We start from the raw sequence: 13,872 nt of genomic DNA, 5'->3' as shown, positions 1-13,872 counted from the left end.
CCTTAGTGATGTTCGATCTTGAAAGCCTTGCCGTCTTTGGTGAATTTGACTATCGTTCCGTCGTTGTATATCCAGTCTGTGCGGCCGTTTTCCGCCGATGCGTGCTTGTCTGGTTCGCCCTTTGCCATTCTCACCTCGCGCTTTGTGAAGCCCACGGCCACACGACCCTCTTGAATCATCTTACGTTTCGCTTCCGACAGCCCTTTCAGTCCCTCGGGTATTCCTGCTCCGAACAGGTATCCATAGTAGTCTTCGCGCGCTCCGTCGATGTCGCCGGCGATGTCTTCATTCACGAATGTCACCTGTTTTACGAACGTCTCTCCGGTGTTGGTGCTTTTCAGCGTCATTCTCACATATCTTGTTCCGTTCTGTGTCTGTATCTTCTCTATCCTGAATGTCGACAGGCGGGCAATGCCGACCATCACTCCCGAGGCGTTTTCCATTTTCGTCGGATACTTGGTGTATACATTTCGCCCGATGTACTTGGAGTATTCGTTTGACGCCGCGATATTGGCGTCTGCCAGTTCGAACGATCCGGCGAAGAGAAACTTTGCCTTGTCCATTATGAACTCGTCGTCGCGCATGCCGCTGTTTGTCTTGCTCATGGCCACGCTCTGATAGAACTCGCGGCCTTTCTTGTCTTCCACGATAATCTTGACCGGGCAGCTGCGGCTGCCTGCGCCTACCGCCCTCACGGTCACTTCCTCGTTAAGCGGCACCGAAATCTCCTCAAATCCGTCGCCGTCCATCTCTGTGTCCACCCTGTAACGGGTTGCCTTGGTATACAGTTTCATGCCTATCAGTTTTTCCCGGGCTATGTCCACGTCGCCGAGATAGGCGAGGGTGGGCACTCCGAGCTTGCCGTAGCAGTAGTCTTCAAACGTGCCGTTAGGTATCCGGTAGTAGTAGTTCTTGTTGTCGTCCGTGCACAGGAAGTTTACAAGCGCAAATCCCTCGGGTGTCTCTGTGTGTCCCTTGTATATCATTATTTTGTGGCGCAGCCGTCCGCTGCTCACCTCCTTGCCCGTGGCAGCGTCGCAGAACGTGTTGACTATCAGATCGTATTTCTCGGGCATTACCATGAATTTCATGCCTTCCTGCCAGTCGCAGAGACTGTAAAACCTGAAGTTCTCGCCAATGAAGTCGCGGGCCTCCGGCTCGGCTTCGTCTTCGGCGGCCGTTGCCGTGCTTTTCGTTACGGCCGCTTTCTTTGCCCCACGTGTCTTCACTATATATGAGTTTTGTGCCGAGGCTGAAATCGTGGCCAGTGCCATCATCAAAATAAAAACTGTTTTCTTTTTCATATTCATCAGGCTTGTATCGGTGTTTTTGCTGTTTTTCCTAACTCTGCAAAGGTAAAATAAAAAAACGAGACACAAGCAAGAAACGATACATAATATGATAATGACACCGTAAAAAATGATGATGAATGTAGGAACGGCATCTTTCTGAATGCAGTGAATAATGTTTACAAAAGGTCTTTCATATTTCGGTCGCTTGAAAATTAAAATACGTCGGCCGCAAATATCGGCGTATTTTGCTGTTTTACGCAATATGGTGTATATCAGTGTTATACGAAAAATATATGTTGTTTATATTCTGGATATTCCGCTTTTGCAAATTTCTGGTTTGCGTTTAGTATACTGATTGTGTTGCGTTTAGTATCCCGTTGCTTTCCGTTTAGCGGCTAAACGGAAAGCAATCGGCAGCCGAACGGCTTCCATTCAGCCGCCCGTTGCGGGAAGTAAGGCGGATTTCCGTATTGCGATCAAGGCGCTATCGCATTGTGTATCGCAATGCGTAGCGCCTTGATTTTTCTGTTTCTACAAAAAACAAAGTGTTAAATCCGTGACTTTATTATTACGTTCTTCACTGTTCCGACACCCACTTGGCGATGTCTTCGAGCACTTCCGGTGCCATGGTCTCCTCTATTTCGGCATACTCTCCTATTTTGCCTGTCTCGCAGTGTTGGAACATGTGGTTCAGTCCCGTGTATTTCTTTATGTTCACGTTCTTGTTGCCGGCCAGGTGGCGGCGAATGGCTTCGAGGTTCATCGTAGCGTCTACCTGCAAGTCTTTATCTCCGTTTATTGCCATTACGGGGCATTCGGTACGTTCGATGTCCTCTCTCGGCGAGAAGTCTATGAAGTGGTTTGTCCATGCGTTGTTCTGCGCCTTGGCCATGTTCCTGATCTGTTCGAGTGTAAGTGTGTGTATGCCGGATATGGCTTTGGTCTGTTCGAGGAGCAGGCTGTCGCCCCTGACGGCGCACCCGGCCATGCTGACGATGAAGTCGGCCTTGCCGCGTGCGGCCAGCATGAAAGCTACCGTGCCGCCCTCGCTGTGTCCCAGAACTCCCGTTTTGCCGAATTTGCCGCTCGCCCGTAGAAAGTCGATGCCGGCCGCGGCGTCTTCCATGGCGTCCGCAGTGGTGGCATTGGCAATGTCGCCAGTCGATTTGCCGGTTCCACGGTCGTCATACCGCAGTGTGGCTATGCCGTTCCGCGCCATGTGGTCGGCGATTATGAGAAACGGTTTGTGGCCGAACAGCTCTTCGTCACGGTTCTGTTGTCCGCTGCCCGATACCATTATCATCACCGGTATATTGCCCTTGCCGTCATATCCGGCAGGGTAGGTGAGTGTGCCCGACAGCGTGGCGCCTCCTTTCGTATTGTCGAATGTCACTTCTTCCGTGGTGTATCCGAACGGCGGCCGTGGAGTCTGCGGTCTTTTCCGTTCTATCAGGGTCTTTTTGAGGTCTATAGGAAAGCTCATGCCCATCTGTACGAAAGCTCCTTTCAGTGTGTCGCCGTTCCGGTGTCCGGCAAGTGTACCTCCGATGGCGGGGATGGATATGTTGAGTGAGTCGGCCGACAGGTGGTTTACGGTTGTCTCTATGCCGAACGCTCCCTGGTCGGGACTGTCCATCGTGCACTTGCCGTCTTTTATGTTTATCACGACCGCCAGCGATGACGGTCCCACTTTCATGTCGCCTTTCCATGATCCGTCTATGGCTTGTGCACGTGCGTTGATGCTTGCGGCCACTATGCAAATCAGTGTGAGAATGTTTCTTTTTTTCATTATATCATGTTTGTTATTTTTTTTTCGTTTCTCAGTCTTCCAGGTATTATTGGGTGTCTTCCCGGGCTGTTTCTCGCTCTGTCCGGTTTCTCTTTTTGGGAGTTCTTCCGGCCTTGCGTAGCGCCTCGTTTATAATCCACTGTATCTGGCCGTTGGTAGAACGGAACTCATCGGCCGCCCATGCTTCGATGGCGTCCATCATCTCGCTGTCTATCCTGAGTATGAAATTCTTTGTCTTTGTCTCTTTTTTCGCCATGTCCGTTGGTTTTGAAGAGAGTTAGTGCGGTGCCGGCCATGATTGCGCAAGCCGTGTACTGTCGTCCGCTTGGATGTTTGTCATGTGTGAGCGGCGTATCAGTGGTTCAGTGTGCCTGTGTTCACCACCGGCTGTGCCGATTCGTCGCCGCAGAGCACCACGAGAAGATTGCTTACCATGGCGGCTTTCTTGTCGTCGTCGAGTTCCACTATGTCCTCGTCAGCGAGTTTGTCCAGTGCCATCTTGACCATCGACACCGCTCCCTCCACAATCTTTTCGCGGGCGGTGATGATGGCCGATGCCTGCTGGCGGCGCAGCATCACAGCCGCTATCTCGGGTGCGTAGGCCAGGTAGTTGATGCGTGCCTCGACCACTTCTATGCCCGCCATAGCCAGTCGCTCGTCGAGTTTCTCTTCGAGCTGTTTGTTTATCTCGTCACCTCCGCTACGCAGCGTCAGTTCTTCGATGTGGTTGTCGGTGTCGTCGTAAGCGTATTGTCCGGCCACCTGCCGCAGAGCGGCGTCGCTCTGTGTCTTCACGAAGTTTTCAAAGGCATTCATCATGCTTGTCACAGATGTGCCGATGTTCACTTCGTTCTTGCCTGCTGTTCCTGCCTGTGCCATGGTTTGCGAGTCGATTTCGAACATTGCCTTGTACGTGTCTTTCAGTTTCCATACCAGCACGAGACCTATCATCACCGGGTTTCCCGTCTTGTCGTTCACCTTTATCGGCTCGGCATCGAGGTTGCGGGCGCGTAGCGATAGCTTTTTCGTTGTCAGGAACGGATTTACCCAGAAGTATCCGGTATCGGTGAATGTGCCTTTGTACTTGCCGAAGAACACCATCACACGGGCCTCATTGGGTTCGAGCATCACGAAACCGCCCCAGATGAAGAACGTGGCTATGAGCGTCGTGACAGACGCGCCGATGAGAACTCCTCCTGGGGCGCTGTCCAATATGATACCGTATACTATGCCCGCTATGGCCAAAAAAGTCAAAATAAGATTGACAAAAAGCATAATGAAGCCGTTTACTTTCATTCCGTTGAATGCAAATTCTTTCTTTTCCATATTTCAAGTATATTTTAAAGTAATATCATTTTAATATCACAAAGATAAGCATTGATTTACTTTTTGACACTTGTCGTATCGTGAATTTTATATTATTTAACAAAAATGGATATCAAATCCCTCTGTCTCAGACTGCCGGTTGCCTTGTTTTTGATTAATTTTGCGCTATGGAAAAGTTAGACGACAAGAAGATCGCCGTGCTCCTCTCAGGCGGGGTAGACAGTTCGGTGGTGGTGCATGAGCTGGCAAGCCGCGGGCTGACGCCCGACTGTTTCTATATAAAGATAGGCCCGGAGGAACAGGAAGAGTGGGACTGCGCAAGCGAGGAAGACATGGAGATGGCTACGGTGGTGGCTGCCAGATACGGTTGTAAGTTGCAGGTGGTAGACTGTCACCGCGAGTATTGGGACGGAGTCACCCGCTATACGATGGACAAGGTGCGGGCGGGCTTCACCCCTAATCCCGACGTGATGTGCAACAGGCTTATCAAGTTTGGTGCGTTTCACGACAAGATAGGCCATGGCTACGACCTCATAGCTACGGGGCACTATGCCCGCACGGAAATTGAAGATGGTGACAAGTGGCTTGTCACAAGTCCCGACCCGGTGAAAGATCAGACCGATTTTCTCGCGCAGATTTACGACTGGCAGTTGCGTAAGGCATTGTTTCCCATAGGTCACTATATGAAAGGCGAGGTGCGGGAGATTGCCGAGCGCGAACATCTTGTCAACGCTAAGCGCAAGGACTCGCAGGGCATCTGCTTCTTGGGAAAGATAAACTATAACGAATATATCCGGAGGTATCTCGGTGAGAATCCGGGCGATGTGCTGGAACTGGAAACCGGAAAGAAGATAGGCCGGCACCGCGGACTTTGGTTTCATACAATTGGACAGCGGCACGGTCTGGGTTTCGGCGGAGGGCCGTGGTATGCGGTGAAAAAAGATGTGGCTGAAAACATACTTTACGTAAGCCACGGTTTCGAGCCGGTCACGGCATATAAGAGCACATTCCCCATCCGCGATTTCCATTTTCTTACCAGACGGGTGGAGATGGGCAGAGTGACGTTCAAGATACGGCATACGCCGGAGTATCATCCCGCTACGCTCGAACAGACTGGCGAAGGGGCGTATGTCGTTCATGCCGAACGGCCTATACAGGGAGTGGCGCCGGGGCAGTTCTGTGTTGTGTATGATGAGCGGCATCACCGATGCTTCGGTTCTGGCGAGATTACGCTTTGAAACGAATTAAGTAAAAAAAGAGACACGGAGCTCGAGGTGTAATATCTTTATGGCGATATACCTCTGTGGCTCCGTGTCCCTGTGTTCGGGTGATTACGGTCTTGCTGTTATTCTTGTTCTTGTTTTTCGGGGATTGTTTTTTATTTTCCGACCGTCATTCCTTTATCTCGCGGTTATTGTTTCTTTGCCTTGCCGTCACAACCTTCATTTCCTTGCGTTGTCACTTCTTTATTTTGCTTTTCATCCATTCCACTGACTCGTCGTTGGTCTCGGGAAATCTCCAGTGGCCGCTCGTCGGAGTTACACGTAATACTTTTTCTGTTGTAATCTCGTTGTAAGCGGCGAATGTTGATGTGGGCGAGCATGTCTCGTCGTTATACCCGAAAGAGTAGAACACCGGGCATTTGACACGTCTTGCGAAGTTCGCCACGTCATAGTACGCCAGTGTCTCTTCGGCTCCGGCCGGTTCGGTGGTGTTTCTGAAATACTTCGGCCAGCCGCCGGCACGGTCGTATTTGAAGCCGAGCACATCGCAAAGGGCGGGGTAAAACGGCGAGCAGAAAGTCACTTTCCGGTTCAATGCCGCCGTGACTATCGACAGCGCGCCGCCTTGACTGCCCCCTGTTACGCCAGCATTGACACCGTCCCATTCTGGAAGTGAGCACAGAAAGTCGATGCAGCGGGAGCATCCCGCATATACGTCACGGTAGTAGAACGTTTCCTTTGAGCCTATGCCGTTGCGGTTGTAGTCTTTCGCGATTTCTTCGGCCTTCTTGTACTCCTCGTCGTCCAGTTCAGGGTTGCATCCGTTGTGGATGTTGATGTTCAGGTATATGAATCCGAGCTCGCTGTAATATGTTGTCGGTGAGATCTTTTTCGAACCTGCGCCGGGCGGACAGAACAGTACCGGATAAGTGCCATTGCCTTTCGGTTTGGTGAGATAGCCGTACATGTTTCTGCCGTTCGGGCCTACCGTAAGTCTCACAAGACTTACTTCTACCTTGTCCGTGGAGTATTGCGGCAGCGGTGTTATCTCAGGTCTCAGTTTTGTTTTCCCTGCTTTTCTCATTGTATTCTGCCAGAATTTGTCGAAGTCTTCGGGCATGGGTGTCAGGCTTTTGATGTATTGCGGACTGTATGCCACTTTGACAAGGTCTTTGATTGTCTTGCCGTATACGGTGAAATTGAGATTGCACGAGCGGAAACCAGGCTCGCTGCGTGTGCCCATCGCGACGGTTGCCGTGCCGTTACGGAATGTGGCTGAGTCTTTTTTGTACGGCATCATCTCGTCTCCCGTGCTGTAATACACCTTCACTCCGTCTACCGGAATGCCGCCTTTGTAAGCCTCTATTTTTATTATAGCCTCTTCTCCTGTGTTGTAGTTGCGGTCTTTGTGGTCTGTCGTGATGATGTATTCCACGTAGTCCCGCTTCGCTTTCGAGAACTGTGCTGCCGCAGACAGCGAGCAGCACGTAAACAACAGCATGATGACACTCTTTTTATTCATGTGGATAAGTTTTTAGATGATTGATATTGTTTCTTTAAACAGTAGTTTGTATTTCTCCGATATGTGGATGTACGGTATTTCGGATATTGCGTGTCCGCATGAGGGATACTGTATGGCGGCCTTTATCCGGCTTTCGTTTCAGTTTGCCATGTCATCGTTTGATATGATGCCTTCGTTCTTGATGATGTTCTCGTATGTCACATTCATCTCGTCCATCATGGCATATATGTTCTCGTCTGTGCCGCATACATACCTTATATATTCGTCCATTGTATTTATCCTGTCTGTTTTTGCTGTGTCAAGCGGTTTGTCGTGCAATATCAGTGTCATGTTCTCCGTAAGCAGACCGATCAGCGTGGCCTGTCTTAATGTAGCCTTCCCGGTCTTTGCCTCGCGTATACCCATGGTGTAAGCCGTCATCACAGTCCTTACCAGCAGTCTTATGGCAAGTTCGTTGTCGACAGGATCTTCAGTGCCGTTTCGCGTGTAGTTCTTGAAGTGTTCCACCGCTTTTGTGAAGCGGCCTTCGAGTATAGCGGTGACATTACGCTTGTATTCGGTTGTCATGGCTTCGAACATCTCATCCGTGCGGCATGCCATTCTCATTAGTTCGAACAATGAGGTGTTGCCTGCGCCCATGGCCTTGAGTTGTTTCTCTATCTCGTCGAGGCTGTAATTGAGTTGTGAAATGATGAAGAACATTGTGTCGTTGAAGCCTCCCACCATGTTCTCATAGTGCTCCATGGCAAGTGTTTTCATTGTCAGCGGGGTTATTTTACCGTCATTCTGTTTGTTCATCGCATCGTATATACCGTTGATATATGCCGTGAAATATCCGCGTATTAGCGCTGCGAGTGTTTTATATTTGTCTGTCTGTGTCATATATATATATAAAGATAGTGCAAGTCGAATGTAATGAAACTTGTTTCAAATTACTGAGGCGAAGCCTATCTGTCCGCAAAGATACTCAAAAAAAGCATTAACAGGTCGATGTTGCCGGCGTTTTATTTTGCCATTTGCGGAATGATTGTTATTTTTGCGGGTAAAAAGCGGAATATGGGTGCAGACAAAAATACGGATATACTTATTGCCCACGGCATACGTCCGACAGCCAATCGCATATTGGTTGTGCGTGCGCTGCTTGCGGCCGACCGTCCTATGTCGCTTACAGAGCTTGAGCATAAGATATTGACACTTGATAAATCCGGCATATTCCGTGCCCTTACGATTTTTCGCGACAATCACCTCGTGCATGTCATAGAAGACGGCGGCGGCAGTGCACGCTACGAACTGTGCACGAGTGATGGCGAGGCGGACGATGATCTACATGTGCATTTCTACTGTGAGAGTTGCCACCGCACGTTCTGCATTGACAATGTGCCTGTGCCTGCCGTGTCGTTGCCCCGCGGTTACCGTCCCGAATCCGTAAACTACATGTTCAAGGGACAGTGCCCGGAGTGTTCCGGGAAATGAATAGGGAGCTTGCCGGCCGGCAGGATATACGTGATAAAAACAATGGGGGGACACGACATCGGTCGTGTCCCCCCATTGTTTATCTGATATTCTGATGATGAATATCTTTTGCCCTTTATCTCTTTTTCATTTCAAAAGTTGATTGTCTATGTGCAATGAAAAGAGTTCTTTTTTTGTGTATCACAAAGTATCTTTTATTATTTCACGAAGAACTTTCTTGTCTCTCCGTTGGAAGTCTTTATGATATTAAGACCTTTTACCGGAGCGGAAATCCTGCGGCCATCAACGGTGAAGTACTCTGCGTTTTTCTTCGTGTTATTTGTTATGTTGCTGATGCCGTCGGTGATGTTGCCTTTTGTATCGAGTACGTATGATTTCACTATGGCTGTCGGAATAATCTCTCCGTCAATCTCTTTCTCGGATAGAACGCTGCCGAATCCGGTGATGTATCTTCCGTCTCCCGTGATGCCTGTAACGGTATGGAAACCGTTGTCGTCATACTCTGCAAGCTCTTCGAGTGAGCCGTATACGTCTTTCAATAGTCTCGGCTGGTCTTCACCGGCTTTCAGTATGATAGCGTTACGCGGGTCAAACCATTGGCCGGTGGTATATCCCACCACGGTTCCGTCGTTGCTTACGGCGGTAGGAGTCACGCTTGTTCCCGCATCAATACCGTGGTTGCCGTCGATGGTGATTATTTTAAGCTCTTTATTCTCTATGTCATAGATGCCGATGCGGTCTTCTGTATTATCAATACACGTTTTTTAACATTTGGCATACGTGATAAGATTATTTTACTGCTTGATAGTTGTAATAAACGGGACATAGTAATGGTTTTTATGTTGATAAGTTATTGAGTGTCAGTTTGTTTTGCTTTATTATTCTTGTGCGGTAACTTCCTCTGTCAATGAGGTCGTTTGGTCGATGAACAGCCGGAATTAATATATAAAACGAAAAAGTGAGATTTGCAACGGACAACCGAGCGTCTTGTAACGGATTGACAGATTCATTTATAAAAATATAAGAAGGTGCCCTATTGTAAAAAGCGGACATGGAGATCATTCCATGTCCGCTTAAATGTTGTTGCGTATTATGTTTTTTATCGTATCGGTTCTCCGGTTTGAGAAAATAAAGCCGTTTTTCATGGCTTTATTGATCTGATAGGCAACCGGTATATTTTGTTGCCGTATGTTTATGCGTATGTGGGCGGCAATGCTTGGCTATGCGGCAATGTGTGTCAGACATTGAACAGCCGCCAAGCGGCATACCCTATGTAGCTTAAAGTGAGCAGTACTCCTTCCGTCCGGCTTACGGTATATCTCGTGAAAGAGAAAAGCCATACAGCCACCGCTCCGGCAATCATCACGCAAAGGTCTGTGATGGTGATGTCTGTGATGGTCAGCGGGCTGATGGCAGCCGTGATTCCGAGAATGGCAAGGATGTTGAACACGTTGCTGCCGATGACATTGCCAATGGCCATTGCCGACTGTCCTTTACGGGCGGCCACCACGCTTGTTGCCAGTTCGGGCAGCGATGTGCCTCCTGCCACGATGGTGATGCCGATGGTGGCATCGCTCATTCCGAGTATTGCGGCCACTTTTGTGGCATAGTCAGAGAAAAGGTCGCTGCCGATAATGAGGAACAATAGTCCGATAGAAATGAAAGCGATGCTTTTCCATACCGGCATGCCGGTATTGGAAGCATGTTCGTCTGTCGTTCCATTGCCTGTATTGGCGGCCGCGATTTCGTTTTTTTCTCGTTTCGCGGTATAGATGGTGAATGCCATGAATGTGGTGAAGAATACGAGCAGTATCATTCCGTCTGCCCGGTCGATCGTGTTACCCCTTATATTTATTCCGGAGAAATTGTCGAGACAGAGAATGATCAGCAGTACTGTCATGGCAACCGAGAGAGGGAGATCTTTCGACACGGTGGATCGTGAGATGGTGATCGGTGATACCATGGCTGCGCATCCCACGATGAGCAGAGTGTTGAGGATATTGCTGCCGATGACATTTCCAACGGCCATATCGGCGGAGCCTTTCAATGCCGATGTGAGGCTGACAAACAGCTCTGGCGCCGATGTGCCGGCGGCCACGATGGTCAGGCCGATAATCATTTCGGGAACCTGCATGCGACGGGCCAGTGCGGATGCTCCTTCGGTGAGCCGGTCGGCTCCACGTAGCACGAGAACAATACCTATTATGATATATACTATGTATAATGCCATTTCCGTATTATTTTCTTTTGTCTTGGGTCGATATTTTATGTCCTTGAAACAAGAATGCCGGGAGACGCATCGTTGGCCGATTTGCGCTCCCGGCATTCTTGTAGTATGTATTAGTATCCGAAGATATATTTTACGGTATTGCCTGTCTTGCCAGTGACGGTCATCGTGCTTATGCTCTTGTCCGGGTTAAGAACGGTAGACACTGTGAAACGGCCGTTTTTCGCTGTAGCCTCCGTTATCACGTAGCTGTTGCGCATGTTGCGGAAGAGTGAGAGCAGCATGAATGGGTTGCACTCGTCGGCACCGAGCAGTAATTGGTTGGCGTCTACCGATTGGTTACGGTTGCTAACCCTTGTTTTCTCATCACCGAAGTGCAGCTTCAAGTCTTCGCCGTAAACCGGTCTGCCGTCGGGATATATATGCCTGTATTTAAGGCTGTCGGCGATGTGCTCGTCGTCTGCTCCAAATCGCTGCCCGCCTGAAACGAGGTGGGACACTCCCGATCTTTCACCTCCGGCAAGAAGCCGTTCGACGCTCATTGATATCGAGTTGGCAACGATGCCGCTCTTGTATACCACGGTGTCGGTTTCAGAAGTGAGATTGTCCGGCTGGTAACCTTCGTCAAATCGGCCTTCCAACGTGTTTGACCCTGTGGTTACGTATAGTGTGGTGTCTTTATCGTTGTAGTTGAAACCGATGTTGTGTTTCGTGGCTCCGTTCCTGAGCATCTTGAATGTTGTGGGACGGCATTTATCGTCATACGTGATTGTGATATCTGTTCCATCGTCACCCTTTATCGTTTTTACGAGAGGTGCGTTTCCGAGTGAGCCGTCGCCTCTGGTGGCATACTGTGCGAGGTAGAATGTGCTGTAAGCATCGTGCTCATTGGCATCCTGTATAGTTATTCTCGCGGTGCGTTTAAGTCCGGTCTTGTTCTGTTCGAAATGAGTCGGGATTACATAGAAACTGTATCCGTTTCCGCGCATAAGGTCTATTTTGAGCCAATCTTTGCTCCCGTCCTGTACTATGTACCAGTTGCCTATCGAGGCGAACTGAATGTAGCCGTTGGCCGTGTTTGCATAGCCGCTTGTGCCGCCGGCTCCACTGAATCCTGAGTTGCCCCCATTGTCGTTGAGGCATGATGCCATCATGGGTATGATGGCTGCCATGATAAATAGTCTGATGATTTTCATAAGTGATATTAATTAATGATGTGAATATTGGGTATTGCCTTATGTTTGTTGTGGCAGTGCCTGATGACGACTTAATACTCGTTGTCTTCGTCCGTATCTTTTCCTTCGGTTGCGTCATAGTCGAAATCGCCATCATCGTATACGTCGAGTCCTTCGAGTGACGGGCCTATGAATGCGTCGAGTGAGCGACGGTCTTTTTTAGTGGGGCGACCGGTGCCTCTCGCCCTGTTGACAAAACCGCTTATGCGGTTCATTTCGAGCAGTTCGTACTGATCTGCCGTGGTCACATTCTCATAGATCTCCGGTATTAATTTCGCACCGACACGTTGTTCGATGGGTTTAAGAACCTTGAAAGAATATGTCACGGGAGGCTTGCGCACGCTTACCGTTTCTCCGGTCTTGACCGTATGCGACGGTTTGACGTTGGTGCCGCCTATTGTCACACGTCCGTTCTTGCAGGCATCGGCCGCTATCGAGCGTGTCTTGAATATGCGTGCGGCCCACAGCCATTTGTCTATTCTTGCCTCATTGGTCATTTTCCTATTGTATTATTTAAGCGTGGGTATGGTTATTGCGGTGTTATCCGAAAACCGCTTGTATATTATTTCTTTTTATTGAACGCATTCATGGTGATGTTGACACCCGAAAGCACGAAACTTTTGATTATCTCACCGGCCGTGTCAAACTTCGGTTCAAGTGCTTTCATCTCCTCTTCGTCATATCTGCCGAGAACCCATTCCACTTGCATGCCGCGAGGAAAATCGTTGCCGATGCCTACACGCAGACGGCTGTATTTGTCGGTACCGAGCACGGATTGTATATTTCCTAAGCCATTGTGTCCGCCGTTGCTTCCTGAAGGTTTCAGGCGCAGCGTGCCGAGAGGCAGGGAAAGGTCGTCGACTATGACGAGCAGTCGGTCGATATCGATGTTTTCTTTGTTCATCCAATATCTGACGGCATTGCCGCTGAGATTCATGAATGTGCTTGGTTTCAGTAAGATCACTTTTCGCCCTTTGATGCTCGTCTCTGCTACAAATCCGTAACGGCGGTCATCAAAAACAATATTGGATGCCTTGGCGAAGGCATCCAATATCATAAATCCTGTATTGTGGCGGGTATTGTCGTATTCGTTGCCGACATTTCCCAACCCTACAATCAAATATTTGTCCATTATTGAGCAGCAGCGGCTGCGGCAGCCGATTTGGATGCGCGTGTGGTTTTAACAGAACATACGATAACTTCTGCCGGAGTGGCGAGTTCGAGACCTTCGAAACTCAACTCACCTACCTTGATGCTCTTGCCGAGGCGAAGGTTGGTAACGTCGATGTCGAGGTGTTCCGGTATGGCCTGATAAGGAGCTGTAACATTAATCTTGCGGATAGAGAGGTTGATACGACCACCATCGCGCACACCCTGGGCAAGACCGTTGAGTTTTACGGGGATGCCGATTGTGATGGGTTTAACTTCGTTTATCTCATAGAAATCCACGTGCAACAGCGCGTCTGTCACCGGATGGAACTGCAATTCTTTGAGGACAGCCTTGTGCTCCTTGCCGTCTATGTTGAGGTTTACAACGTAGATGTGCGGAGTGTATACAATCTTGCGCAGTTCTGTCATTGACACTGCGAATGACATTGCTTCGGGAAGTCCGTTCTCGCCTTTTTTCTCTCCGTACATGTTGCAGGGAATGAGTCCCTCTTTACGCATTGACTTAGATGCCTTCTTGCCCAAGTCGGTGCGCATCTTGCCTGTTAAGCTGATTTCTTTCATAACTTGTGTTACTCTAAATTAAGTTTAAACAATTGATACTTGCTTAATTCACCA

The 13,872-nt window shown here is 49.2% G+C and carries 14 protein-coding genes; 2 read left to right on the top strand and 12 right to left on the bottom strand.

What is annotated here, in order from left to right; translation table 11 throughout:
• Positions 1 to 2: 2 nt before the first annotated feature.
• From HPS53_RS00720 to HPS53_RS00705, 4 genes are all read right to left on the bottom strand, one after another.
• Positions 3 to 1,304 carry a hypothetical protein gene (locus HPS53_RS00720; RefSeq protein ID WP_172203851.1) on the bottom strand — a complete coding sequence of 434 codons (1,302 nt, stop codon included), beginning with the start codon at positions 1,302 to 1,304 and terminating at the stop codon, positions 3 to 5.
• Between the two features lie 565 nt (positions 1,305 to 1,869).
• Positions 1,870 to 3,081 carry a S9 family peptidase gene (locus tag HPS53_RS00715; protein WP_172203849.1) on the bottom strand — a complete coding sequence of 404 codons (1,212 nt, stop codon included), beginning with the start codon at positions 3,079 to 3,081 and terminating at the stop codon, positions 1,870 to 1,872.
• Positions 3,082 to 3,127: 46 nt separating this feature from the next.
• The gene (locus HPS53_RS00710; protein WP_104369346.1) at positions 3,128 to 3,337 is read right to left on the bottom strand and encodes an Arc family DNA-binding protein; all 210 of its coding nucleotides are present in this window, start codon (positions 3,335 to 3,337) and stop codon (positions 3,128 to 3,130) included.
• 98 nt (positions 3,338 to 3,435) lie between these two features.
• Positions 3,436 to 4,407 (bottom strand): SPFH domain-containing protein, encoded by a 972-nt coding sequence (locus HPS53_RS00705; protein WP_104369345.1) that lies wholly within the window; start codon positions 4,405 to 4,407, stop codon positions 3,436 to 3,438.
• Between the two features lie 167 nt (positions 4,408 to 4,574).
• Here HPS53_RS00705 and mnmA point away from each other — a divergent pair, with 167 nt between their 5' ends.
• Entirely contained in the window at positions 4,575 to 5,645 is a 1,071-nt protein-coding gene (gene mnmA, locus HPS53_RS00700; protein ID WP_172203847.1) for a tRNA 2-thiouridine(34) synthase MnmA, read from the top strand.
• A gap of 220 nt (positions 5,646 to 5,865) precedes the next feature.
• On the opposite strand, the gene HPS53_RS00695 is transcribed toward mnmA, so the two are convergent.
• Positions 5,866 to 7,152 carry an acetylxylan esterase gene (locus tag HPS53_RS00695; protein WP_172203845.1) on the bottom strand — a complete coding sequence of 429 codons (1,287 nt, stop codon included), beginning with the start codon at positions 7,150 to 7,152 and terminating at the stop codon, positions 5,866 to 5,868.
• A 138-nt stretch (positions 7,153 to 7,290) separates the two neighbouring features.
• Complete coding sequence (locus HPS53_RS00690; RefSeq protein WP_172203843.1) at positions 7,291 to 8,034, bottom strand: hypothetical protein; 744 nt, start codon at positions 8,032 to 8,034, stop codon at positions 7,291 to 7,293.
• A gap of 174 nt (positions 8,035 to 8,208) precedes the next feature.
• On the opposite strand from HPS53_RS00690, the gene HPS53_RS00685 reads away from it, so the two are divergent.
• On the top strand, positions 8,209 to 8,625 hold the full coding sequence (locus HPS53_RS00685) for a Fur family transcriptional regulator (RefSeq protein ID WP_104369370.1): 417 nt from the start codon (positions 8,209 to 8,211) through the stop codon (positions 8,623 to 8,625).
• 197 nt (positions 8,626 to 8,822) lie between these two features.
• Here the strand turns inward: HPS53_RS00685 and HPS53_RS00680 are convergent, their stop codons facing one another.
• From HPS53_RS00680 to HPS53_RS00655, 6 genes are all read right to left on the bottom strand, one after another.
• Positions 8,823 to 9,278 carry a hypothetical protein gene (locus tag HPS53_RS00680; RefSeq protein ID WP_172203841.1) on the bottom strand — a complete coding sequence of 152 codons (456 nt, stop codon included), beginning with the start codon at positions 9,276 to 9,278 and terminating at the stop codon, positions 8,823 to 8,825.
• 584 nt (positions 9,279 to 9,862) lie between these two features.
• A complete protein-coding gene (locus tag HPS53_RS00675; protein ID WP_172203839.1) occupies positions 9,863 to 10,855 on the bottom strand; it encodes a calcium/sodium antiporter in 993 nt (330 codons plus the stop codon).
• Between the two features lie 110 nt (positions 10,856 to 10,965).
• Complete coding sequence (locus HPS53_RS00670; RefSeq protein ID WP_146078676.1) at positions 10,966 to 12,048, bottom strand: BACON domain-containing protein; 1,083 nt, start codon at positions 12,046 to 12,048, stop codon at positions 10,966 to 10,968.
• Positions 12,049 to 12,119: 71 nt separating this feature from the next.
• Positions 12,120 to 12,584: an RNA-binding S4 domain-containing protein gene (locus HPS53_RS00665; protein ID WP_172203837.1), complete on the bottom strand. Its 465-nt coding sequence runs from the start codon at positions 12,582 to 12,584 to the stop codon at positions 12,120 to 12,122.
• Between the two features lie 65 nt (positions 12,585 to 12,649).
• Positions 12,650 to 13,219, bottom strand: coding sequence for an aminoacyl-tRNA hydrolase (pth, locus tag HPS53_RS00660; RefSeq protein ID WP_104369338.1), 570 nt, complete (start codon positions 13,217 to 13,219; stop codon positions 12,650 to 12,652).
• Positions 13,219 to 13,818: a 50S ribosomal protein L25/general stress protein Ctc gene (locus tag HPS53_RS00655; protein ID WP_104369337.1), complete on the bottom strand. Its 600-nt coding sequence runs from the start codon at positions 13,816 to 13,818 to the stop codon at positions 13,219 to 13,221. The genes pth and HPS53_RS00655 overlap by 1 nt, the downstream gene beginning before the upstream one ends.
• Between the last annotated feature and the right edge of the window lie 54 nt (positions 13,819 to 13,872).

The organism is Prevotella sp. PTAC, assembly GCF_013166535.1.
Lineage (GTDB): Bacteria > Bacteroidota > Bacteroidia > Bacteroidales > Bacteroidaceae > Prevotella.
Note: the sequence above shows the minus strand (reverse complement) of the source record. Positions and strands in the feature narration are given on the sequence as shown.

Bases quoted from the DNA above. Each gene is read 5' to 3' on its own strand.
- HPS53_RS00710 (WP_104369346.1), bottom strand. From the start codon at position 3,337: ATGGCGAAAAAAGAGACAAAGACAAAGAATTTCATACTCAGGATAGAC.
- HPS53_RS00690 (WP_172203843.1), bottom strand. From the start codon at position 8,034: ATGACACAGACAGACAAATATAAAACACTCGCAGCGCTAATACGCGGA.
- HPS53_RS00665 (WP_172203837.1), bottom strand. From the start codon at position 12,584: ATGACCAATGAGGCAAGAATAGACAAATGGCTGTGGGCCGCACGCATA.
- HPS53_RS00685 (WP_104369370.1), top strand. From the start codon at position 8,209: ATGGGTGCAGACAAAAATACGGATATACTTATTGCCCACGGCATACGT.
- HPS53_RS00715 (WP_172203849.1), bottom strand. From the start codon at position 3,081: ATGAAAAAAAGAAACATTCTCACACTGATTTGCATAGTGGCCGCAAGC.
- HPS53_RS00675 (WP_172203839.1), bottom strand. From the start codon at position 10,855: ATGGCATTATACATAGTATATATCATAATAGGTATTGTTCTCGTGCTA.
- mnmA (WP_172203847.1), top strand. From the start codon at position 4,575: ATGGAAAAGTTAGACGACAAGAAGATCGCCGTGCTCCTCTCAGGCGGG.
- HPS53_RS00705 (WP_104369345.1), bottom strand. From the start codon at position 4,407: ATGGAAAAGAAAGAATTTGCATTCAACGGAATGAAAGTAAACGGCTTC.
- HPS53_RS00695 (WP_172203845.1), bottom strand. From the start codon at position 7,152: ATGAATAAAAAGAGTGTCATCATGCTGTTGTTTACGTGCTGCTCGCTG.
- HPS53_RS00720 (WP_172203851.1), bottom strand. From the start codon at position 1,304: ATGAAAAAGAAAACAGTTTTTATTTTGATGATGGCACTGGCCACGATT.
- HPS53_RS00670 (WP_146078676.1), bottom strand. From the start codon at position 12,048: ATGAAAATCATCAGACTATTTATCATGGCAGCCATCATACCCATGATG.
- pth (WP_104369338.1), bottom strand. From the start codon at position 13,219: ATGGACAAATATTTGATTGTAGGGTTGGGAAATGTCGGCAACGAATAC.
- HPS53_RS00655 (WP_104369337.1), bottom strand. From the start codon at position 13,818: ATGAAAGAAATCAGCTTAACAGGCAAGATGCGCACCGACTTGGGCAAG.